A 24,322-nucleotide genomic window follows, 5' to 3' on the forward strand; every position below is an offset into this window, starting at 1 on the left:
CTATGAAATCGTTATTTAATCGAAATACCGTGTTACTATTGGGCCTAATAAGCCCAATAGATGCATTGGCACAATATCCGATTATACCAGATTCGCTGAAAAAATTGGCCGCGGAACGGGAAAATACGGAAAACCTACGTTTAGAAAAAGTTTGGGAAAAGGCACAAGAGGCCATGAAGGCCGAAGGTAAGCCTTATATTCCTTGGGCTGCCAAACCGAGCGATCTACCGCAGGCAAAAGTAAAAGCATTCCCAGGGGCAGAAGGCGGCGGTGCTTTTACTGCTGGAGGTCGAGGCGGAAAAGTTTTTGTCGTGACGAGTCTTGCGGACAGTGGTCCAGGAACGTTGAGAGAAGCCTGTGAAGCTGGTGGCGCACGCATTGTCGTATTTAACGTTGCCGGAATTATTCAACTCGAGAAACCGATTGTCGTTAAGGCTCCCTATATCACGATTGCTGGACAAACAGCCCCTGGCGATGGGGTATGTGTGGCCGGAGAATCTTTTCTAATTGATACGCATGATGTTATCTTGCGGTTTTTGCGTTTACGTCGTGGGCAAACCGATGTAACGCGCCGTGACGATGCTGTAGGAGGAAATGTAGTCGGCAATATTATGATTGACCATGTATCTGCAAGCTGGGGCTTGGATGAAAATATGTCGATCTATCGGCATGTATACGACCGGGAAGGTAAGAACCTCAAATTACCTACAGTAAATATTACGATCCAAAATTCTATATTTTCGGAATGTCTGGATGCATATAACCATGCTTTTGGAAGTACAATAGGCGGCTTGAATAGTACCTTTATGCGTAATCTCTGGGCTTCAAATATCAGCCGGAATCCTTCCATAGGAATGTATGGAGACTTTGGATTCGTCAATAATGTTATTTGGAACTGGTGGAATAGAAGTGCTGATGGTGGTGACAATAGGTCGTTATTTAATTTTATCAATAATTACTATAAACCGGGGCCAATCACCCCCAAAGATAAGCCGATCGCATACCGGATTTTAAAACCGGAGTCTGGAAGAGATAAGGCGTTTAAGGATCAATATGGAAAGGTGTATGCGCATGGAAATGTGGTAGAGGGTTTCCCAAAAGTAACTAAAGACAATTGGGCTGGAGGTATCCAGATTGAAGATCTACCGAATGTAGGCGACCGCGAAAAAGAAATTCGGGCGGATAAAGCTTTTCCAATGGCTCCCGTTACAACATTATCGGCACAAGATGCTTACAACTATGTCCTTAAAAATGTAGGCGCATTTTTGCCAAAGCAAGATGCAGTGGATACACGGATTATAAAGCAAGTTGCTGAAAATAAAGTTTACTACAATCAAGATAAGACGCAGCATGGATTTGTATCGCCCTATGTGAAACGACGTTTGCCAGCGGATTCCTACAAGCAGGGGATTATATCTGATATCGCACAGGTAGGCGGGTATCCGGTGTATCAGGGAGTACCTTACCAAGACGCAGACAATGATGGCATTCCCGATGATATAGAAAAAAGCATGGGATTGAATCCAAATGATCCAAACGATTCAAGAAAAATAGCTAAAAATGGCTATGCCAATATTGAGAACTATTTAAATGGCGTTGTAGCATTAGATGCTGTCGTGCCCAAAAAATAAGAAATAGCCATGAGAAAAAGAATGCTGTTTTTTTCTTGTCTCGGACTATATGCCTTTATCTGTACTGCACATGCACAACAAATGAAGGCATCTACTCCTTTGGTATGGGATGAGGCAAAGTTTGTTTATCATAAGGATTCACTCGGAAACCAAATTCCTGATTTTTCCTATGCAGGATATAAAGGGGGCAACGAAACTATTCCTACAGGACAGATTGCTGTCGTTGTTCCTGTAAAAACAGGCGATGCGACAGGGCGTATACAAGCTGCTATCGACTATGTTTCATCCTTGCCTTTAGGTAAAGATGGACTGCGCGGCGCTGTTCTCTTACAAGCCGGAACCTATTCTGTTTCCGGTTCCCTTAAATTAAGTGCCTCAGGTGTTATTCTGCGTGGTAGTGGCTTCACAACAAATGGAACTGTCATCGTTGGTGAGGGAACAACAAGAGAAACACTCATCCGTATTCTTGGAAAAGACGATACCACGTTTGCGAAAAAGACAAACGTAACAAGTGCTTACGTCCCTGTCAACGCGCGGGTATTGGATATTGATAATGCAGCTTCTTATAAAGCTGGAGATAAAATTAGGATTACAAGGCCTTCTACCCAGGATTGGATTAATCAGCTTGGTACCGATCATTTTGGTGGTGGCATTACCTCCTTAGGCTGGAAGCCCGGGCAACGCGATGTTACCTGGGATAGAACGATCGTTGCTGTGAAAGGTAATCGTATCGAGATCGATGCGCCAATCACAACCGCATTGGATAGACGCTATGGCCAAGCGACCGTTGAACAATATACTTGGAAAGGAAGAATCGAAAATGTAGGTATAGAAAATATCGCACTTAAATCTGCTTTCGATGCGAATAATCCGAAAGACGAAGACCATCGCTGGATGGCAATTACGATTGAAAATGCAGAAAACATATGGGTTCGTCGCATGCAGTTCCGGCATTTTGCAGGATCAGCTGTCTACGCTTTGGCAAGTACTAAAAAATTAACTGTTGAAGATTGTATTTCTTTGGATCCAGTTTCGGAAATCGGCGGCCAGAGAAGATATACTTTTTTCACAAAGGGACAACAGACACTGTTTCAACGACTCTATTCCGAACATGGATATCACGATTTCGCGGTAGGCTACCTGGCAGCAGGACCAAATGCTTTTGTTCAATGCCAGGCTGTGGAGCCATTCAGCTTTAGTGGTGGGATAGACAGCTGGGCGTCTGGAGTCCTTTTTGATAATGCAGATATAGATGCACAGGCCCTTAGCTACAAAAACCGAGGTCAAGACGGTCAAGGAGCAGGATGGTCAGCGGCAAATAGCGTGTTTTGGCAATCTACAGCGGGGCTTGTTGAGTGTTACCAACCGCCAACAGCACAGAACTGGGCTTTTGGTATTTGGTCTCAATTTCAGGGAAATGGCTATTGGGAGCAATCTAATGAATACATTAAGCCCAAAAGTTTGTACTATGCCCAGTTGCGCGAAAGGATTGGCCCGGCCGCTGATGAGCGGGCGGTACTGTTGCCAGTGCTGACCGAAGCATCCAGTAGCCCACCCGTCAGTGTTGCCATGGAGTTGACAAAACAGTCGATAAACCCAATGACGAAGCTGGTTGATTTTATTACTGAAGCGAACAAGCGTTATACCTTAAATACCACGACAACTAAGGTTAAAACCATTGATCAAATCGGCTATAAAGAGACTGCTCCAGCAAAAAAGCAAGCCGATTTGCGTGTCGTAAACGGTTGGTTGGTACGTGGTGATGAAATACTCGTAGGGGCCAAATCGGATGTGCCATGGTGGAGTGGTAGCGCTCGGCCACATGGTGCTGAGAAAGCAAAACCACATATCACGCGCTATGTTCCTGGCGAGGTTGGCACGGGGTTGACAGACGATCTTGAGGAGATGACGGATTCATTAAAAAAAGATAATATTATCGCCATTGATCACAATTACGGACTTTGGTATGATCGGAGACGCGATGATCACGAGCGTATCCGACGGATCAATGGTGAGGTTTGGCCACCGTTTTATGAATTGCCCTTTGCGCGCAGCGGCCAGAGCTTAGCGTATGACGGTTTGTCGAAATATGATTTGACAAAGTATAACAAATTTTATTGGGGACGCTTGAAACAATATGCAAATCTAGCCGACCAAAAAGGTTTAGTCTTGATTCACCAAAATTATTTCCAACATAATATTATCGAAGCCGGTGCGCATTATGCGGACTTCCCATGGCGGACCGCCAATAATATTAACAATGTGGGATTTCCAGAGCCTGTTTCTTATGCCGGAAACAAACGTATTTTCATGGCGGAGCAGTTCTATGATATCAGTAATCCTGTTCGCCGGGCATTACACCGCGCATACATCCGTCAATGTTTAAATAACTTTAAAGACAACTCGGGAGTTATTCAGATGATCAGCGCCGAATATACTGGACCGCTGCATTTCGTTCAGTTTTGGATCGACGTGATCAAAGAATGGAAAGCCGAGACAGGCAAAAACCCGATTATAGGTCTGAGTGCAACGAAAGATGTGCAGGATGCAATACTCGCTGATTCAGAGCGGTCCAAAGAAATTCAGGTTATTGATATCCGCTATTGGCATTATCAAGCAAATGGAGCCACCTATGCGCCACAAGGAGGGCAGAATCTGGCTCCCCGGCAGCATGCACGATTGTTGAAACCAAAGAAAACATCGATGGAAGCAGTATACAAAGCCGTATCTGAATACCGAAAAAAGTATCCAGAGAAAGCTGTTTTGTATAACGGTGATAATTATCCCGAAATGGCCTGGGCTGTTTTTATGGCTGGCGGTTCCATGGCCAATCTGCCTAGAATAGGAAACAACGATTTTTATCGTGCAGCATCGGCGATGAAAGCTGTACAAGTCAACAACGGTACTTGGCTATTAAAGAGCGCGCAAGGATTGATTATTTATAGCGCGCAAGCTATAAGTGAAGACATTGACTTATCCGATTATAAAGGACGTTTTGAAATGACACATATTAATCCGAAAAGTGGAGCGATTACCAAAACGGAGCAGATCAATTTGGGCAAGCACATTAATTTAAGCAATTATACAAAAGGGCCAGAAATTATTTGGCTAAATAAGAAATAACAACATGTCTATACGTAAGAAACTTATATTATTTACAGTTGCAGGAGCACTGTTTTCATGTACCTCCAATAAAGAGTCAAAGCACCCTTCATTATTGAAGATATCTGAAAATGGCAGATATATGATGACTGAAGATGGGCGACCCTTCTTTTGGCTGGGCGATACAGGTTGGTTACTGTTTAACAAACTAAACCGACCCGAAGCCGATCAATACCTAGAAGATCGAAAACAAAAGGGCTTCAATGTCATTCAGGCCATGGTCTTGCATACCGTTCCTTCTGTAAATATTTATGGAGACTCTTCGGTCGTCAATAAAGATATTTCTAAGCCATTTGTAACTGAAGGCAACAATCCGGATAATGCAACAGCGTACGATTATTGGGATCACATTGATTATGTCATTGACAAGGCTGCTGAAAAAGGACTCTATGTAGCTTTGGTACCCGTTTGGGGATCTCCGGTTAAGGATGGCAAAGTTTCGACGGAGCAAGCTGGAAAGTATGCTGCATTCCTTGCTGAGCGATGGAAAGATCGTCCGAATATCATTTGGTTAAATGGGGGTGATATCAAGGGATCCGATATGATGGAAGTGTGGGATAAGATAGGTGAAACAATCAAATCGATTGATAAAAATCACCTGATGACGTACCATCCGAGAGGACGAGCAGCCTCTTCGGATTGGTTCCACGATCGACCTTGGCTGGACTTCAACATGGTGCAATCCGGACACCGTACTTATGCTCAGGACACTTCTGCGAATGAACAGAAACATTATGGCGAGGATAACTGGAAGTTTATGGCTGCCGACTGGGATATGAAGCCCGTTAAGCCAACGATCGACGGAGAACCCTCTTATGAAGGCATCCCACAGGGATTACACGATATCACCCAACCGCGCTGGAAAGATGCTGACGTCAGAAGATATGGTTATTGGTCTGTATTTGCAGGCGCATTTGGGTATACCTACGGACAGAACTCGGTCATGCAGATGCATGGAAAGCAAGACTCCACTTCGGCCTATGGTTCGGATGAAGTATGGAGTTCGGCAATCAATGCACCTGGTGCTGCTCAGATGAAGTACTTAAAAGAACTTATGCTTTCCAGAGATAATTACTTTGATCGTGTTCCAGATCAGTCTTTAATTGCGGATAATGGCGAGAAATACAACCGCTTACTGGCAACAAGAACAGCGGACTATGCATTTATCTACAATTACAGCGGTAGGGAAATGAAAATTAATATGGGAAAAATCAAAGGGGACAAAGTAAAAGCTTCCTGGTTTGACCCTCGAAATGGATCAACCAAGGTGATCGGAGAATTTGAAAACAAAGGTATACAAACTTTTGTGCCTGAGGGCGGACAGAAGGACGGAAACGACTGGGTATTGATCTTAGATAGCATTTAATGAGGAATTTGGTCAAATTGTTTATTGTATTTAGTGTGGCATCGCTCTTGGCTTCATGTCAGCGGGATGTTTACCTATTTACCTCATTCCACGAACCTGCCAATGAAGGTTTGCGCTATCTGTATAGCAAAGACGGATACCATTGGAATGCGATTAATGGCGTGTATTTAAAGCCGGAATTAGGAAAACAGAAAATCATGCGCGATCCGTCGATGATCCGGGATAAACAAGGTATTTATCATCTGGTATGGACCATTGGCTGGCAGGGAAATGAGGGGATTGGTTATGCCCGGTCAAAAGATTTGATCCATTGGGAAAATCAACAGATCGTTCCAGTGATGCAACAAGAAGCAAGCACCGTCAATGTTTGGGCGCCAGAATTATTTTATGATGATGTGGAAGACCGATTTATAATTATTTGGGCCTCCACCATTCCTTATCGTTTTGCGAAAGGCGTAGAAGAGGAAAAGAATAATCATCGGATGTACTATACAACAACCAAGGATTTTAAATCTTTTACAGCCACGAAATTATTTAGCGATCCCGGATTTAGTATCATTGATGCGGTCATTGTCAAGAAAGCGCAAAAAGATTATGTATTGGTACTAAAAGATAATACGCGGCCCAACCGAAATCTAAAGGTGGCTTTTGCGAAAAATCCGTTGGGACCATTTCAACAGGTTTCTGAGCCTTTCTCGCCGTATTTAAGCGAGGGACCAGCAGTGCTTAAAGTAAAGAATCAGTGGTTGATCTATTTCGATTCCTATGGAAGTAAAAGCTATGAGGCTGTGTCCACCAAAGATTTCAAGGTCTTCGAAAAGATCAACGATAAGATTTCAGTTCCAGAAGGGCATAAACACGGAACGATCTTCAGAGCGTCCAATAAAGATTTAAAAAATTTGCTTCGGGATGAAGCCAAAAAGAAATAGTATGAGTATCAAATCAGTATTAGTGAGTCTATCGCTGGCTTCTGTTATGCACCAGGCGGTGGCACAACAAGATACGGTAAAGTATATAGGAAAGACATTATCCAATGTAGATTATCACCACGGACAGCTGACACCTGCAGTGGGTACGCACAATATTCAGGTATTTCGAGCAAACAGAGAATTTCCTGAATTGGCCGGCGGACATAATTTTACCTATAACCATCAACCCTTTTTGGCCTATTGGAACAATACTTATTATTTACAGTTTCTGAGTAATCCCGTAGGCGAGCATATAGCCGAAGGGAAAACCTTGTTGCTGACCTCAAAAGATGGCCGCAATTGGTCCAATCCAATGGATTTATTCCCAACTTATCTCGTTCCGGAAGGTTTTACCAAGCCTGGACGTATCGATAAGGCCGGAAAAAACCTGTTTGCGATCATGCACCAGCGCATGGGTTTTTATCATGCAAAGAATGATAAACTGCTGACGCTAGCTTATTATGGCGTAGCCTTGGATGCCAAAGACGATCCAAATGATGGTAACGGACTAGGCCGTGTGGTAAGGGAAATTCGTAAAGATGGAAGTTTCGGACCAATCTATTTTATCCACTTCAATTCGTCTTTTAATGAGAAGACCGCAAAATATCCATTCTATAAGAAAAGTAAGGACAAGGCATTTGTACAAGCTTGTGACGAGTTGCTCGACACGCCGCTGATGATGCAACAATGGGTAGAGGAGTCTGACCGAAATGACCCATTAATTCCTTTGCAACGTCCGGTAAAAGCATTTTCCTTTTATCATCTCAATGATGGAAGGGTCGTCGGTTTATGGAAGCATGCGTTGACCTCGATGAGTAAGGACAATGGAAAGACATGGCAATACTCACCGTTGCGCGCGCCGGGTTTCGTGAACAGCAATGCAAAGATCTGGGGACAAAAAACTTCGGATGGACGTTATGCAACGGTGTATAATCCTTCTGAGTTCAGATGGCCACTTGCCGTATCGACCAGTAATGATGGGTTGAATTACACGGATCTGTTATTGGTCAATGGTGAGATTACCACCATGCGCTATGGCGGTAACTATAAGTCTTATGGCCCACAGTACGTTCGTGGTATCGTCGAAGGCAATGGTGTTGTTCCCGATCATAACATGTGGTTGACTTACAGCATGAACAAAGAAGATATTTGGACTGCAGTTGTGCCCGTTCCGATCAAGTCTAGCGTAGATGAGGCGGTGAACGATGATTTTGCGAAAAATGCTGTGCAAGCCTATAACAACTGGAATATTTATAGTCCATTATGGGCAAGTGCCAAGGTTGAAGGAAAAGCGTTGGTCTTGCGTGATAAAGATCCTTTTGACTATGCGAAGGCAGATCGTGTGATTCAATCGGCCCAAAAAGGGACCATTGAATTTACGGTGACGCCACAGCAAAATGATCATGGCTCTTTACAGATCGAATTGGTGAATGATAGTGGCTTAGCAGCTGCGAGAATTATCATGGACAAAGACGGTTTTATCAAAAATAAAGCCGGCTATCGGAATGCTTCGCTGACGAAATATGAGGTGGGAAAAACATATCACTTTGTGTTGACTTTTGATGTAAGCACCCGCTCTTATCAAGTTGCCATCAATGGCGAGGATAAAGGGACAAAGTTATTTTTCCAACCGGTAAGCAACGTGAGCAAGGTGTCATTCCGTACGGGGGACGTCAGAAGATTTCCCAATGCAGATACGGAAACAGACCAAGATTTTGATGTTGAAAATGCAGGCGCTTCGGTAAAAGAAGCGATTTATCAGATTACTTCGCTGAAAGCGGAAAAGGTGAAATAAATGAGACGGTTTATTGTACATATTGCTTTATTGGTAGCCAGTTTCTCGGCAAAGGCAGATGTCATATTGCCCAATATTTTTGCCAACCACATGGTCTTGCAACGCAACCAGCCGGTCGCCATTTTTGGTTCTGCAAACCCTGGTGAGCAGGTGAGCGTAACTTTTCAAAATCAGTTGAAGACGACAGAAACCGATCAAAATGGCCATTGGAAAGTTGAACTAAAAGCCATGTCAGCCAATGCGGTTGGACAAACATTGACCATCAAAGGAAACAATACCATCGAGCTTAAAGATGTTTTGGTCGGTGAAGTTTGGTTGTGCTCGGGTCAATCAAATATGGAATACCAAATGCGTAAAATTGAGAAGGTTAAAGCTCCTTGGAAAGGCAACTATTTTCCTAAAAATGAGGTGGCGGAAGCAAGAAATCCCAATATCCGAATATTTTTGGTACGCCGGAAATTTCTGGCGAAACCTGATGGACAATATGAGGGCTGGGCTATAGCGCAAGATTCAGCACTGCGTCAATTTTCTGCACTGGCCTATTTCTTTGGGAAAACACTACAGCAAGAATTAGGTGTTCCTGTGGGCATTATTTCATCAGCTGTGAGTGGCAGCAGAATCGAGCCCTGGTTCTCCGAAGAATATTGGACAAGTTCACCTTATCTGAAAGATAAAAAGGAAGAAGGTGATCCGGGTAAATTCTTTCATACGATGATTGCACCATTAGCGCCTTACACCCTTAAAGGCTTTGTTTGGTACCAAGGTGAATCCAATACCTTTTTAAAAGAGAATATCAGTTATAGTTATAAAATGAAGGCGCTGATCGAAAATTGGCGGACTCTTTGGGGAGACCCCAAATTGCCGTTTTATTTTACCGAGATCGCACCTTTCTATTATTCCCTTGACGAAAAAGGTCATGTCCGTATGCCGAGAACGGTGTTGCCGGAATTTCGGGAAGCCCAAGATCTAGTTTTACAAGTGCCACATACAGCACGCATCATTACGACAGATTTGGTCGATGATCCACACGATCTTCATCCAAGTTATAAATGGGAAATCGGTCGTCGTCATGCCCTTAAGGCTTTAAAATATGTCTATCATAGAAATATCGTAGCTGATGGTCCTGAGCTGGGTTCTGTAAAATATCGGGGTAAGCAAGCAACAGTGAAATTTAAACATGCAGCAGGATTAAAATCCGTAGACGGAAAATCTTTAACGACATTTGAGGTTGCGGGCAATGATGACACATTCTATCCGGCAGAGGCTGTCATCAACGGACAGACAGTCGTACTTGAAAGTAATCAGGTTCAACAGATCCGTCAGGTACGTTTTGGATGGGACGAAGCTGCACAGCCCAACCTTATCAATTCAGCCGGTCTGCCGGCCGCACCTTTTAGAACAAATAATCCATTACAACATATTAAATTGAAATAGCCGTTAGCGATCATGAATTTGAAAACAAAAATAGCGTTGTCCTTACTTTTTTTTGGGACTATGGGATTGCAGGTATCTGCCCAAAAAACAGCGAGCCAATACCTCTCTGGAACAGGAAAGGATGATGGTGTATTATGGGATTTTTATGTGAGCGAAGGCATGAACGCCGGGAAATGGACGAAAATACCAGTCCCCTCCAATTGGGAACAACAGGGCTTTGGGAAATATAATTATGGCTTCAATAAAGAGGCTGATAAAGGTAAAGAGGTAGGTCACTATAAATATACATTTAAAGTATCCGATGCCTGGAAGGATAAGCAGGTGCGTATAGTTTTTGAAGGATCTATGACTGATACGGAAGTCAAGATCAATGGCAAGCTCGCTGGCGCTATCCATCAGGGATCATATTATGTTTTCAAATACGATATTACGAAACTGTTGAAGTTTGGCGAAGAAAATCTATTGGAAGTCCATGTTGCTAAGCATTCGGCAAACAAGTCGGTGAATGCGGCGGAACGGGAAGGTGACTTCTGGATTTTCGGAGGCATTTTTAGACCGGTTTATTTGGAGGCCCTGCCACAGCATCATATTGAACGTGTTTCGTTGGATGCAAAGGCTGATGGTACATTCCGGGCTAAAATTGCCACGGTGGGAGAAGCGGACGAAATTACGGTTCAACTGCTTGATGCAAAAGGAAAGAAATTTGGAAAACCGCTGAAAGCAAAGCTGTCAGACAAAAACAATTGGCTCGAGGGACAATTTTCAGCTCCGCAATTATGGTCTGCTGAATTTCCAAACTTATATACAGCGCAATTTACCTTGTCGAAAAATGGTAAGGTACAGCACCAGCTGGAGCAAAAATTTGGTTTTCGAACCATAGAAGTGAAAGAACGTGATGGCGTGTATGTCAATGGCGTAAAAGTTCGATTTAAAGGTGTCAATCGACATGCTTTCGTTCCAGAATCCGGACGGACGACGAGTAAAGAAGTTAGCATTGCCGATGTCAAGCTCATGAAGGAAATGAATATGAATGCTGTTCGGATGGCCCATTATCCACCAGACAATCATTTTTTGGCTGTCTGTGATTCATTGGGCTTATATGTCATGAACGAGTTAGCGGGTTGGCACGGGCATTACGATAAGGAAGTCGGCACCAAATTATTGCGGGAGATGATGGTCGTATCCGAAAATAATCCGTCCGTTGTTTTCTGGGCAAATGGCAATGAAGGTGGGCATAATCCAGATTTTGATCCCATCTTCGAACAAGAAGATATTCAAAAACGTGCCGTGATTTATCCTTGGGCCATACATGATGGTTTTGAAACAACCCATTACCGGGAATATAACTATGGTATTGGTACCTATGATCACGGGCATAATATTATTATGCCGACTGAATTTCTGCATGGCATGTACGATGGCGGGCATGGTGCTGGATTGGAAGATTATTGGAAAGCGATGCTTGCCAATCCCCTTGCTGCGGGTGGATTCCTTTGGGATTTTCGTGATCAGGGGATCGTTAGGACAGATAAAGGCGGTATTATAGATACCGATGGAAATCGTGGTCCGGATGGTATTATTGGTCCACATGGCGAAAAAGAAGGAAGCTTCTTTACCATCAAAGAAGTATGGAGCCCTATTTCATTTGAAAAACGTGAAATGACAAAAGGATTTGATGGTTCGTTCCATATTGAAAATAGATATTCTTTTACCAATATTAATCAGTGTACATTTTCGTATGAACTCAAAAAGTTGGGCGGTTATGATGAAGTGAAAGCAACAAAAAGCGGAACGATTGTCGCACCCAATATCCGCCCTGGTGATAAAGGGATCTTAAAAGTTGACTTTCCTACAGGTTGGGAAGACTTTGATGTCTTATATATTACCGCAAAAGATGTGCATCAGCAGGAACTCTTCACCTGGAGCTTTCCAATTACATTACCGAATCAGGTGGCAAGTAGTCTCCTGAAACCAAATGAAACAGGGGAGATTGCCGTTCAGGAGACCGCGAATGCCTATCTGATAAAAGCGAATGGTATTAACTATCAGATAAATAAGACGAGTGGATTGCTGGAGCAAGTTCAAAATGCTAAAGGAATTATTCCTTTCAAAAACGGACCGGTTTTACAGGAAGCGACGACAAATTATAAAAATTTCAAATTGAGCCGTGAAGATGGAAAGGTGATTATTGCATCTACCTTCGATAAAAAAGATAGTTATAATACCTTACGTTGGGAAATTCTTGCTTCGGGGCAGTTGAAAATGCATGTCCAATATTTTCCTGAGAGTTATTTTACGCGCTTTGTCGGAGTGAATTTCGATTTTCCAGAAGATCAAATCGAAGGTGTTGAATATCGGGGAATGGGCCCTTATCGGGTTTGGAAAAACCGGATGAAAGGGAATCAATTTGGCGTGTGGAAAAAGAAGTACAATAACACGGCAACGGGCGAATCGCCATTCGAATATCCCGAATTTAAAGGGTACCATGCCAATATGTATTGGACCAAATTTATCGGAAAAGATCAAAGTTTCCGCGTGTTTACCGATCGGGAGGATGTGTTTTTGCGTTTATATACGCCAAAAGAACAGCGAGATACCGAATGGAAAAACATGGAACCCACTTTTCCGAAAGGAGATATTTCTTTTATGAATGGTATTTCAGCCATAGGCACGAAAACACAAAAGCCAGAAACGACCGGGCCTATGGGCATGAAGCACGTTTATTATGATTTTGAGAAGGAACCGAGCCGGGCGCTGCATATGGTACTCTATTTTGATTTTGAGAATTAATGAACGCAAGAACAGTCATATCTATTGTATTGGTCTTCTTATCGACTTTGTGGCATCAGGCTACAGCGCAGATCACTGTTGCAAACCTGCGGACTGAATTACGTTCGAATCCGATAGGTATAGATGTTGCCGCACCAAGACTGAGCTGGCAATTGCAGGGCAGTGAGCGGTCTATCCAACAAGAAGCCTATCGGGTACTTGTCGCTTCCTCACAAGAAAAACTGGACCAGAATATAGGCGATTTCTGGGATTCAGGGAAACAGCTTTCGAATAATTCCACGCATGTTATTTATGCAGGCAGAGCCCTACAGAGCGGAGCAGCAGTCTTCTGGAAAGTAAAAGTATATACAAATAAAGGTGAGAGTAAATGGTCTGAACCAGCGGGTTGGACCATGGGACTGCTGCATTACAAGGATTGGACAGGACGCTGGATTGGTTTTGATCGGTACTTCCCGTCAGACAATGCGGAGACAGGACAATTGGCTGCCCGTTATTTCAGAAAAGAATTTACAACAACCAAGCAGATTAAGCAGGCTACAGCCTATGTGATGGGGCTCGGACTTTACGAGTTATATATTGACGGCAAGAAGATAGGCGACCAAGTACTTGCCCCAGTCCCTACGGATTATACCAAGAACATTAAGTATAATGTTTTGGATGTAACAAAATCACTTTCGCAGGGTAAACATGCACTTGGTGTCATTTTGGGAAATGGAAGGTTTTATGCCATGCGTCAAGCAAAACCTTATAAAGTAAAAACCTTTGGATTCCCAAAATTGCAGATGCAGCTTATGCTGACTTATACGGATGGTTCAACAGAGGTCATTAAGACCGATGATTCGTGGAAAGGAACGACCGAAGGACCAATAACGGCAAATAACGAATATGACGGTGAGAATTATGATGCCAGAAAAGAACCAACGGGTTGGGCAAATCCAGATTTTGACGATAAAACATGGTTAAAGGCTGCTTTTGTGCAAGAGCCCGGTGGCAATTACGAAGCGCAGTCGGAGGGTATGAAGGTTATGCAAGATATCGCACCGGTTTCGATCGTCAAAAAATCTGAAGGAAAATACATTCTTGATTTTGGACAGAACTTCTCGGGTTGGGTAAAGATGACAGTGTCCGGTACGCGCGGAACAGCAGTGACACTCCGTTTTGCGGAATCTTTGACCGAAGACGGGGAATTATTTACGACCAATCTACGTGACGCGAAAGCAACAGACCACTATATATTAAAAGGTGGCGGAAAAGAAACCTGGGAGCCGCGGTTTACCTATCATGGATTTCGTTATGTGGAAGTAAGCGGTTATCCTGGGGTAGCTTCAAAAAGTAATTTTGTTGGTCGTTTTGTCTACGACGATATACCTGATGCGGGAACCTTCATGTCTTCAAATCCACTTATCAATCAGATTTATCAGAACGCATGGTGGGGGATTGCTTCAAACTACAAAGGTATACCGGTGGATTGTCCACAACGAAACGAGCGTCAACCCTGGTTGGGTGATCGTCCCGTCAGTGCATACGGTGAGAACTTCCTCTTTGATAACGCCAATTTTTATAATAAATGGCTCGAAGATATTCGGCTGTCCCAAAAGGAGGATGGTGCGTTACCGGATGTTGCACCAGCGTTTTGGCGATACTATAGTGATAATGTCAGCTGGCCGGGAACCTATCTATTTATCGCTGATATGCTCTATCAGCAAACAGGTGACCTCCGTGTCTTAGAAAAACATTATCCAGCGATGAAAAAATGGATGGACTATATGCAGGCCCGTTATACAGGCCCGGGTGGTATCATTACCAAGGATAGTTATGGGGATTGGTGTTTCCCGCCGGTAACCATTGAAGCCGGAAAAGGAAAGATTGCGGATAAAAAATATCCAAGTACATTGATCGCAACATCTTATTACTATCATTTGCTGCAGACCATCGCCCGTTTTAGTGTCCTTATTGGCAACGAGCGAGATCAAACTGACTTTGTGAATCGCGCAGCGAAGATGAAAGCAAATTTTAATACGGCATTCTATCATGATGCAGGTTATTACGGCAGTAACTCGCTAACCGATAACTTATTGGCGCTATCTTTTGGATTGGTCGAGGACACGAACAAAGAAAAGCTGAGCAATCGGATCGTGGAGATCATTGAAAAGGAAAACCAGGGACATCTAAGTACAGGACTTATCGGTACACAATGGATTATGCGGACGCTGACGGACATCGGGCGTGTAGATCTTGCCTATAAAATTGCCACCAATAAGACCTATCCTTCTTGGGGTTATATGGTCGAAAATGGGGCAACAACAATTTGGGAGTTGTGGAATGGGAATACAGCCCATCCCAAAATGAATTCACAAAACCATGTGATGATGTTGGGCGACCTTTTGGTATGGCTCTATGAGGATCTGGCAGGCATCAAATCAAAAGAGCATGCTTTTCAGACTGTTGTCATGAAACCGCAGGTTGTAGCAGGTCTGAATGATGTGGATGCAAGCTATAAAAGTGTCTATGGAACCATTCAATCCAATTGGAGCAAAAGAAAATCTACTTTCAAATGGAAAATTTCTATTCCGGCAAATACCAAAGCAGAGATTTTTCTGCCAACAACGGATAGCTCCACGATCTTGGAAAGCAATCAAAAATTAAATAATAACGAAGATATCCAGATTCTAAAGCAGGAAAAAACAGGTACTTGGCTCGCCATCGGATCCGGAGATTACCAGTTCAGCATTAAATTATAACAACATGAAAAAGGTCTTATCAATTTTTATACTAAGTCTGCTGCTGATGAGCTTGTATGCGCAGGAGAATACAACGGAGCAGAAAAAGTCACAGGAGTGGGCGGCTGAGCTCAAACTTGCCAACACGGCAAAAGAAGATAAGATCAAGAGCTTGATCTTTACGCATCTGATAGCCGTGAAAGAGTGGCACAATAGCCACCCGATTAGCACCGTGCCTGCAGGAATAAATCCGTACACGGGCAACAGATTAACTGATATGGACCGTTCCATTATTGCTGACTCAGCACGGCCCGATTCTATACACAGCAACTTGATGACTGGTTTGCGTCAAGAGCTGGATAAGCAACAGGTTGCTTTTATCTTGGACAAATACACCATCGGGAAAGTTGATTTCACCTTAAAAGGATATAAGGCAATTGTCCCAGATCTGACAGCGGTTGAGGAACAAACCATCCGTAAAAATTTAGAAGAAGCGCGTGAAAGAGCGATAGATTATAAAAGCATCAAGCAAGTTTCTGCCATTTTTGAAATTTATAAAAACAAATGTGAAGCTTACTTAAATGCCAACGGCCGCAACTGGCGTCAATTATTTAAAGAGTATGTGACTAAAGTAAAAGCCGAAAAAGAAAACCAAAAGAAATAGACTCGAATTTATAAATCATAAAAAACAAATATCGTTTGCATTTTGGCAACCATCGGAGGATCCTGAAATGCATTCGCATATAATATCGATAAGCAGATGAAGATAAAAATTAGATTGGCAACAGCCTTATTGTTTTTATGCACCTTGAATTCTTATGGGCAAAATCCAACATTAAAAGAATGGCAAAAAGGAGTAAAAAAAGACGAATTTATTTATGATACAGCATCTTTTCCTTCCTGTCATTCCGCTACCATGGCAGAGACGGACCACGGTTTGGTATATGCCTTTTTTGGTGGAACGAAAGAACGTCATCCCGATGTTGAAATCTATGTGAGTAGATACGAAAATGGACACTGGACGGCTCCTGCGTCAGCCGCAGATGGTGTACAAGCGGATGGGAAGCGCTTGCCGACCTGGAATCCTGTTTTATACCAAGTACCCGGGGGAGATCTCTTGTTATTCTACAAAATTGGGCCCAAGCCATCGGAATGGTGGGGGATGCTCAAACGCTCCAAAAATGGCGGTAAGACTTGGTCTGCAGCTGAAAGATTGCCCGATGGCTTTATTGGACCGGTGAAAAACAAACCTGTGCTTTTGCAAAATGGCACCTTGCTGAGTCCTTCAAGCACCGAAGGAGATGGTTGGAACGTACATTTTGAGGCGAGTTCGGATTTTGGTAAGACCTGGCGCAAGATAGGTCCAATCGCCCGTGGTGCAGATAATCTGGATGCCATACAACCGAGCATACTTGACCATGGAAATGGTCGGTTGCAAATATTGGCGCGCACACGGAACCGTGCGGTTGTGACATCCTGGTCAAACGACTGGGGCGAACATTGGACCCCACTGGAAAAAACTCTGCTCCCAAATAATAATTCAGGTACAGATGCCGTAACGCTAAAAGACGGGCAGCATGTACTCGTGTATAACCATGTGCTTCCAGAAGGTAATCTAGCAAAGGGAGCGCGTACACCATTGAATGTGGCTTTTTCCAAAGATGGCAAGCAGTGGCAGGCCGCACTTATACTTGAGGATTCGCCAATCAGTCAGTATTCTTATCCCGCAGTGATTCAAACCAAAGATGGGCTATTGCATTTTGGCTATACCTGGCGTAGAAAGAAAATGAAACATGTCGTCGTAGATCCGAAGAAAGTGAAATTAATCCCGATTGAGAATGGCGTATGGCCAACAAAAAAAGGGTATAAAAAACCAGATCCCAATGCATATGTTAAGGAAGAAGATTAAGTTCGTTTGTGCAGTCTGCTGGTTTTTTGTTTCGCTTGTTGTCAAGGGGCAGGACAGCTTACTCAATTATGAGCATAAATTTAAGCAGCCCCTGGAAAAAGTGCTGGCAATGATGCAAGAACGGTATCAGGTCAAGATCAAATATGATCCACGCAATGTCAAAGACATTATGGTGGACTATGCACCCTGGAAGTTTAGGGCGAATCTTGCGGGGACAGAAATCAATTTGCTGTATCCTTTGGGTTTTAAGTTGCAAGAGGAAGCAAAGCCCAATACGTATAAATTAAAATCATACGAATATAACCGCTGGAAACCACAGGAAGGCTGGGATTTTCTGAACTTACTGTCCAAAAAATATACGGATCAGGCAAGTTGGGAAAAGAGAAAATATCAATTGCGAGCTGCGGTTAGGCAAACGATGTACTGGGATAAACTGAAAAGTATACCGGATCAACCCATTCGCTTGGGCAAGGCACGTCGCTATGCCGACTACCAAGTTCAGAACTTTGCCTTAGAAATTATACCGGGGGTCTATATCAATGGTAGTATCTATTCCCCGCTCAAGCAAAAGAAAACTATACCTGTGATGTTATCTCCTGATGGCCATTGGCCACAGCAGCGTTACCGTTCGGATGCGCAAAAGAGATTTATCACCTTGGCTCGACTGGGTTGTATGGCTGTAAGCTATGATCTATTTGCTTGGGGAGAATCCCTCTTGCAGTTTGCCTCGACAGACCATCGCAGCAGTGAGGCTATGTTGATGCAGACCTGGGGCGCGGAGCGCATTTTAGACTATGTTATGAACCTGCCACAAGTCGATCGAAGCAGGGTAGGCATTAGTGGCGGATCGGGTGGAGGTAGTCACAGTATTTTAATGGCCGCCTTGGACGATCGTTTTACTTTGGTCGCCCCTGTCGTGGCGATGTCATCCTACTTCTTTGGAGGCTGCCCCTGTGAAAGTGGACTACCCGTGCATTTTGTCTGTGGGGGGACCAATAATGTCGAACTGGCAGCGATGACAGCCCCCAAACCACAACTGATCATCTCCGATGGACAGGATTGGACGAAGGAGACCGCTATCAACGATTTTCCATACCTGCAACATATTTATGGTTATTATGGGCAGCAAAATCAGGTGCAACACGCACATTTTCCCGATGAAGGTCATGATTTTGGCTATAACAAAAGACAGGCACTCTACAAATTCCTGCTCGATCATTTTCATTTAGATCAAGCTAACGCTGCCGATATCATCGCGGAGACCGGTATCCAGATCGAGACGGAGGAGTTATTATACAGTTTTGGAAAGAAGGGTGAAAACTTACCAAAGAACGCGATTCGTGGGATGGAACAATTGAAAGCATTGTTAAAATCATATCAGATTGAACTATGATGAACCGAAAAAAATTTATACGCGATACTCTGTTCTTAATTGGTGTAGCAGCACTGCCTTCGGCTGTCTTTGCTGCACCGAAGCGACGTTACAATGTCGCCGTAATTGATCTGATGATCTTAAAGCGGCAAAAGCTAAGTGCATTTGACCTGGCAAAAGAAATAGGAGCGGACGGGTTGGAGGTAGATATGGGCGGATTGGGCAACCGGGTTACTTTTGAAAGTAAGTTGGGTGATCCAGTGCAACGGAAGGCCTTTCTTGACAAAGCAAAGGAAACCGGAATAACGATCTGTTCGTTGGCCATGACCGGTTTTTATGCACAGTCTTTTGCTACGCGGCCTACTTATCAGCAGATGGTCGGGGATTGTTTGGAAGCTTGCCAGAATATGGGGGTTAAAGTCGCTTTCTTGCCTTTAGGCGTGACCTGCGACTTGGTTAAATATCCCGAACTGCGACCTGCTATTGTGGAGCGTCTACGTATAGTAGCTGAGATGGCAAAAAAAGCCGGTGTGATCATCGGGATTGAAACAGCATTGGATGCAAAAGCTGAGGTCGATCTTTTAAAAGAAATCGGGTCAAAACATATTCAGATCTATTTTAATTTCTCCAATCCGTTAAAAGAAGGACGGGATTTGATTCAGGAGCTGACTATTTTAGGAAAGAAGCGAATCTGCCAGATTCATTGCACGGATGAAGATGGTGTTTGGCTCGAAAATAACAAACGTCTCAATATGCCTTTGGTAAAACAAGCTTTGGATCGTATGGGCTGGCGTGGTTGGCTCGTGATTGAGCGATCCCGTGATGCTAAACTATCACCGCGTGCCGTAAAAGAAAATTTTGGTGCAAATACACGTTACGTAAAGCAGCTGTTTCAATGAAATTAAACTGGATAATATCGCTTGTGGTGGTAATGGGCATGCAGGGATGTCGAAGTCTTCCGGTTGAGAAGCAGCTGGATAAGGCCCTGTTGCGTGCCGATCAGGTAGGGGCCGGACAGATGCCCGCTGAGCCAGAGAAGATACAATCCCCCTTTACGGCATGGAATGTCCAGCGTCCGACATTTCCGATGCGACAGGATACTGTGGGGCCTGCTGAAAATATTCAGGCTAAGCTCGATCAGCTTGCGGCACAGGGGGGCGGTACGTTAGTACTGAAAGGACATCACCATACAGGACGGATTACGCTAAAGTCCCATATTAATCTGAAATTGGATGAAGGTTCCGTATTGGAATTTAAGAATGAAATCAAAGATTTTCTGCCTGTGGTGTTTACACGAAATGAAGGCGTAGAATTATATAGCTTGGGAGCCTGTATTTATGCCAATGGGGCAGAAAACATTGCCATTACGGGATCAGGTAGAATTATTGGCCCCGGTGAAGGCAGCGTCCGGAATAAAACCATGACGCATGACGTCATTGAAAATATTGTCGACAGTAAGCGGCCTGTCGAGCAGCGGATCTATGATGGAAAGACCGCAGACTTTATCTTTCCACCGGCACTCATTGCACCTATTAACTGCAAAAGGGTCTGGATTGAAGGTGTATCGCTCGAGCGTACGGCTTTTTGGAATATCGTGCCCACTTATTGTGAGGATGTCGTGATCCGTGGAGTTCGGATCCATTCTATGGGTATACCACGTGGGGATGGGATCGATATTGAATCGTGCAACCGCGTGCTTGTGGAGTACTGCACCCTAAATACTGGAGACGATTGTATTGCCGTGAAAGCAGGACGTGGATATGATGGACTACGGGTGAACAGACCTTCGCAGGATATTGTTGTCCGCTATTGTTTCTCGGAAAAAGGTCATGGTGGATTTACGATCGGTAGTGAGACTGCCGGCATGGCCAAGCAGGTGTATGTCCATGATTGTGCATTTGGAAAAACCAATGTCGGTATACGTTTTAAGACCAGAAGGCCACGGGGTGGTGGCGGATCTGATATTCACTTTGAGCGTATCCGGATGCAGGAGGTGGAATCAGCTTTACGCTGGGATATGCTGGGACAAGCCCAACATGTGGGCAATCAGGCTAGCCGTGATTTCGAAGTTCAGAAGAACGCTCTGACACCACGTTTCTCGGATATCCAAATAAAGGATATATATATTGATGCGGCTAAAAATTGTATTAAGATCGAAGGTATTCCGGAGTCTGTTTTGGAAAACGTATCTATTGATCGTGTTTTTGGACGCGGAGACCGGTATCTGTCGATTAAAGATGCTAAAAATATCAAGATTAAAAATAGTGTTTTTGTGTGTAAAGATACCAGTATCTCAACAACCAATGTTTTGGGGCTGATACAAGATCGCGTACGTGTCACCACGAAATCGCCTTAATAGTTGGATATGAATACAACCGGGGAAAAAAGAAAAAAAAGAATGAAGAATATTGTAAAACAGGGAATCGTTTTAGGAAGCATTTTCCTGTTATTGCTTGCTATACCCATGGTTGGTATGGCTAAGCTAGCGGTGGCTCGGGTATTAATCGAAGGACGCGAAAATCCATTGGGAATAAATACTTTAACACCCGCGTTTAGTTGGCAATTGAGCAGCGATAAATCTGATGTACGACAACAGGCTTATCGTATCGAAGTCAGTAAAAGCGCTCGTTTTGCAAAGCAGGACATGCTTTGGGATTCCCAATGGGTAGCGGCAGAGCAATCCCTAAATTTGTTATACCAGGGAACCCCTTTAGCTACAGGTACAAGTTATTACATCAGGATACACGTTCGTGATAATAAAAACGAGACAGCCACAAGTGCCGTACAGCGATTTCATACGGGATTGTTGAACGCAGAAGATTGGGGGAATGCACGATGGATTGCTAAAGATATATTACCGGATTCGTTGGTCAACCCGCTACCTCTAAGCTCCAGCAAGCTCCGCCTGGATAAAAGTTATGAGCTTCCGGTTTTCAGGAAATCAGTTCAGGTGAAAAAGAAGATCAGTTCTTCAATCGCTTATGTGGCAGGCCTGGGACATTACGAGTTGCTATTGAACGGCAAGCGGGTAGATGATGCAGTGCTACAGCCGGGCTGGACAAAATATGACAAAGAAGCCTATTATGTCGTTTACGATCTTACCCAAGCCTGGCAACAGGGCAAAAATACGATTGCTGCCCTATTAGGAAATGGGTTTTATTATATCCCACCAATTAAAGGTCGATTCCAAAAACATAAAGTTGCTTTTGGCCTGCCAAAGCTCAAACTTAAGATTGTCAATACTTTTACGGACGGAACACAGGAATTCATCGTGAGTGATTCCAACTGGAAAACACACCGGTCACCAATTACTTTTTCCAGCATGTATGGAGGCGAGGACTACGATGCACAAATTTTGCCTGATCATTGGTCAGCTCCCAATTACGATGACAGGAGCTGGCAGAAAGCGGTCACTACGGATGGACCAAATCTACGGGCACAGGATATCGATCCGGTAAAAATTATGCAGCGCTTCGCACCTGTTGGATATCAGCAAGCTGATGGGGGGAAGCGGATCACCTATGATTTTGGACAGAATGCATCGGGCATTGTCACCATGCAAATGACCGGACAAGCTGGAGATACCGTGCGGGTGTATCCGGCTGAATTGCTGACTGCGGATGGACGCCCTAGTCAAAAGCATTCGGGAAGCCCTTATTATTACCAATATATTTTTGAAAAAGATGAGACGGTGTCTTGGCAGCCACGTTTTACGTATTATGGATTTCGCTACGCCGAGGTTCAGTTGCGTCCTGCAGGCGGCAAACCAATTCGAATCGATTCGATACAATTGGCCCATATTCGGAATAGTACGAGACAGATGGGAAGCTTTAAAAGCTCTGATACGCTATTTAATCAAATTCATGAATTGATCAATTGGGCTATTAAAAGTAATATGGTCAGTGTCTTTACCGATTGTCCGCACCGCGAAAAATTAGGATGGCTGGAGCAGTTACATTTAATGGGGCCGTCGGTACAATTTAACTTTGATGCTGAGCGCCTGTTTGCCAAGTCGCTACGGGATATGCGCCAATCTCAGACAAAGGATGGGCTAGTTCCTGAAATAGCGCCCGAATATGTGCAGTTTGACTGGGACGGTGATATGTTCAGGGACTCACCTGAGTGGGGAAGCAGCTCGATTATCCTAGCCTGGTATGCCTATCGCTGGTATGGAAACAAGGCTTTTCTAATTGATAATTATACCATGATGACCCGTTATATCGATTATTTGGGCACAAAGGCGAAAGATCATATTTTGACACAGGGTTTGGGTGACTGGTATGATTTGGGACCAGAGCGTCCGGGTGTCTCCCAGTTGACTACTCCCGGAATCACGGCTACGGCAATCTATTACTATGACCTCAAACTGATGAAAGAAATTGCTACACTGCTTGGAAAGAAAGAAGATGCTAACAAGTTTGAGAATTTACAGCAGGCCGTATTCGATGCGTTCAATCAGCAATTTTATCGACCTCAGGAACATAGCTATGGCTCTGGTAGTCAGACGGCGCTGGCCATGCCGCTCTATGTTGGATTAGTGCCTAAGGAGGTAGAACAAGCTGTTTTTGAAAAATTAACAACAACCGTCTGTCAAAACGATACGGCGTTGACCGCCGGAGATATCGGTCATCGTTATTTGTTACAGGTGTTGCAGGCGAACAATCGCGATGATCTGATCTATGCCATGCATCATCGTGATGACAGGCCAGGATATGGTTATCAATTGCGGAAAGGAGCTACAGCACTGACTGAGTCCTGGGCAGGACTCCCAAACGTCTCCAATAATCATTTTATGCTTGGACACCTGATGGAATGGTTTCATACCGGTTTGGGTGGGATACAGCAAGATGCAGGATCGACTGCATTTAAACATTTTCGGATCGAGCCCAAAATGCTAAACGCATTGAAAGACTGTGAAATAAGTTTTAGAAGTCCATATGGGAAAATTTATTTTAACCGGGAACAATCGAAAGGGAATTATCAACTGGAGATCCCTGTCAATAGCCAATGTACGTTGATTTTGCCTAAAGGAAGCTATTTGGTCAATGGAAAGCAGCTGGATCGCGATGCTGTGGTTTCTACCAAGGAGCAGGTAGAACTGAAATTAGGCTCGGGAAAATATACCATTACGAAGTAAAACAAAGGAGTATCTCCCATTAACGTAGCATGGGCGAT

General features: G+C 43.9%; 14 protein-coding genes. All 14 read left to right on the forward strand.

Features of this window, described 5'->3' with window-relative positions:
* Window positions 1-2 precede the first annotated feature (2 nt).
* The 14 genes from HPC41_RS22030 (at window position 3) to HPC41_RS22095 (ending at window position 24,284) form a co-directional block, all read left to right on the forward strand.
* Complete coding sequence (locus HPC41_RS22030) at window positions 3-1,631, forward strand: polysaccharide lyase (RefSeq protein ID WP_172396238.1); 1,629 nt, start codon at window positions 3-5, stop codon at window positions 1,629-1,631.
* Window positions 1,632-1,640: 9 nt separating this feature from the next.
* Window positions 1,641-4,754 carry a DUF6298 domain-containing protein gene (locus tag HPC41_RS22035; protein ID WP_216660851.1) on the forward strand — a complete coding sequence of 1,038 codons (3,114 nt, stop codon included), beginning with the start codon at window positions 1,641-1,643 and terminating at the stop codon, window positions 4,752-4,754.
* 4 nt (window positions 4,755-4,758) lie between these two features.
* Entirely contained in the window at window positions 4,759-6,159 is a 1,401-nt protein-coding gene (locus tag HPC41_RS22040) for a glycoside hydrolase family 140 protein (RefSeq protein ID WP_172396239.1), read from the forward strand.
* Window positions 6,159-7,088, forward strand: coding sequence for a glycoside hydrolase family 43 protein (locus HPC41_RS22045; protein WP_172396240.1), 930 nt, complete (start codon window positions 6,159-6,161; stop codon window positions 7,086-7,088). Before HPC41_RS22040 ends, HPC41_RS22045 begins: the two co-directional genes overlap by 1 nt.
* 1 nt (window position 7,089) lies before the next feature.
* A complete protein-coding gene (locus HPC41_RS22050) occupies window positions 7,090-8,922 on the forward strand; it encodes an exo-alpha-sialidase (protein WP_172396241.1) in 1,833 nt (610 codons plus the stop codon).
* Entirely contained in the window at window positions 8,923-10,356 is a 1,434-nt protein-coding gene (locus tag HPC41_RS22055) for a sialate O-acetylesterase (protein WP_246250946.1), read from the forward strand.
* A 12-nt stretch (window positions 10,357-10,368) separates the two neighbouring features.
* Window positions 10,369-13,146 carry a glycoside hydrolase family 2 protein gene (locus HPC41_RS22060; RefSeq protein WP_172396242.1) on the forward strand — a complete coding sequence of 926 codons (2,778 nt, stop codon included), beginning with the start codon at window positions 10,369-10,371 and terminating at the stop codon, window positions 13,144-13,146.
* Window positions 13,146-15,887: an alpha-L-rhamnosidase gene (locus HPC41_RS22065; RefSeq protein ID WP_172396243.1), complete on the forward strand. Its 2,742-nt coding sequence runs from the start codon at window positions 13,146-13,148 to the stop codon at window positions 15,885-15,887. Before HPC41_RS22060 ends, HPC41_RS22065 begins: the two co-directional genes overlap by 1 nt.
* Window positions 15,888-15,891: 4 nt before the next feature.
* Window positions 15,892-16,530, forward strand: a complete 639-nt coding sequence (locus tag HPC41_RS22070; protein WP_172396244.1) for a DUF3826 domain-containing protein — start codon at window positions 15,892-15,894, stop codon at window positions 16,528-16,530.
* A gap of 96 nt (window positions 16,531-16,626) precedes the next feature.
* Window positions 16,627-17,775 (forward strand): sialidase family protein, encoded by a 1,149-nt coding sequence (locus HPC41_RS22075; protein ID WP_172396245.1) that lies wholly within the window; start codon window positions 16,627-16,629, stop codon window positions 17,773-17,775.
* Window positions 17,750-19,168, forward strand: a complete 1,419-nt coding sequence (locus tag HPC41_RS22080) for a glucuronyl esterase domain-containing protein (protein ID WP_246250947.1) — start codon at window positions 17,750-17,752, stop codon at window positions 19,166-19,168. The genes HPC41_RS22075 and HPC41_RS22080 overlap by 26 nt, the downstream gene beginning before the upstream one ends.
* A complete protein-coding gene (locus HPC41_RS22085; RefSeq protein ID WP_172396246.1) occupies window positions 19,165-20,046 on the forward strand; it encodes a sugar phosphate isomerase/epimerase family protein in 882 nt (293 codons plus the stop codon). The genes HPC41_RS22080 and HPC41_RS22085 overlap by 4 nt, the downstream gene beginning before the upstream one ends.
* Window positions 20,043-21,503, forward strand: a complete 1,461-nt coding sequence (locus HPC41_RS22090) for a glycoside hydrolase family 28 protein (protein ID WP_172396247.1) — start codon at window positions 20,043-20,045, stop codon at window positions 21,501-21,503. Before HPC41_RS22085 ends, HPC41_RS22090 begins: the two co-directional genes overlap by 4 nt.
* Before the next feature lie 42 nt (window positions 21,504-21,545).
* Window positions 21,546-24,284, forward strand: a complete 2,739-nt coding sequence (locus HPC41_RS22095) for a family 78 glycoside hydrolase catalytic domain (RefSeq protein ID WP_172396248.1) — start codon at window positions 21,546-21,548, stop codon at window positions 24,282-24,284.
* Window positions 24,285-24,322: the final 38 nt, after the last annotated feature.

The sequence above is a fragment of the Sphingobacterium prati genome, assembly GCF_013167215.1.
In the GTDB taxonomy this organism is placed as follows: Bacteria; Bacteroidota; Bacteroidia; order Sphingobacteriales; family Sphingobacteriaceae; genus Sphingobacterium; species Sphingobacterium prati.

What these genes read in the sequence shown, in the direction of transcription:
- HPC41_RS22045 (WP_172396240.1), top strand. Translation starts at nt 6,159, where the DNA reads ATGAGGAATTTGGTCAAATTGTTTATTGTATTTAGTGTGGCATCGCTC.
- HPC41_RS22030 (WP_172396238.1), top strand. Translation starts at nt 3, where the DNA reads ATGAAATCGTTATTTAATCGAAATACCGTGTTACTATTGGGCCTAATA.
- HPC41_RS22060 (WP_172396242.1), top strand. Translation starts at nt 10,369, where the DNA reads ATGAATTTGAAAACAAAAATAGCGTTGTCCTTACTTTTTTTTGGGACT.
- HPC41_RS22065 (WP_172396243.1), top strand. Translation starts at nt 13,146, where the DNA reads ATGAACGCAAGAACAGTCATATCTATTGTATTGGTCTTCTTATCGACT.
- HPC41_RS22040 (WP_172396239.1), top strand. Translation starts at nt 4,759, where the DNA reads ATGTCTATACGTAAGAAACTTATATTATTTACAGTTGCAGGAGCACTG.
- HPC41_RS22035 (WP_216660851.1), top strand. Translation starts at nt 1,641, where the DNA reads ATGAGAAAAAGAATGCTGTTTTTTTCTTGTCTCGGACTATATGCCTTT.
- HPC41_RS22090 (WP_172396247.1), top strand. Translation starts at nt 20,043, where the DNA reads ATGAAATTAAACTGGATAATATCGCTTGTGGTGGTAATGGGCATGCAG.
- HPC41_RS22050 (WP_172396241.1), top strand. Translation starts at nt 7,090, where the DNA reads ATGAGTATCAAATCAGTATTAGTGAGTCTATCGCTGGCTTCTGTTATG.
- HPC41_RS22075 (WP_172396245.1), top strand. Translation starts at nt 16,627, where the DNA reads ATGAAGATAAAAATTAGATTGGCAACAGCCTTATTGTTTTTATGCACC.
- HPC41_RS22095 (WP_172396248.1), top strand. Translation starts at nt 21,546, where the DNA reads ATGAAGAATATTGTAAAACAGGGAATCGTTTTAGGAAGCATTTTCCTG.
- HPC41_RS22070 (WP_172396244.1), top strand. Translation starts at nt 15,892, where the DNA reads ATGAAAAAGGTCTTATCAATTTTTATACTAAGTCTGCTGCTGATGAGC.
- HPC41_RS22055 (WP_246250946.1), top strand. Translation starts at nt 8,923, where the DNA reads ATGAGACGGTTTATTGTACATATTGCTTTATTGGTAGCCAGTTTCTCG.
- HPC41_RS22085 (WP_172396246.1), top strand. Translation starts at nt 19,165, where the DNA reads ATGATGAACCGAAAAAAATTTATACGCGATACTCTGTTCTTAATTGGT.
- HPC41_RS22080 (WP_246250947.1), top strand. Translation starts at nt 17,750, where the DNA reads ATGCATATGTTAAGGAAGAAGATTAAGTTCGTTTGTGCAGTCTGCTGG.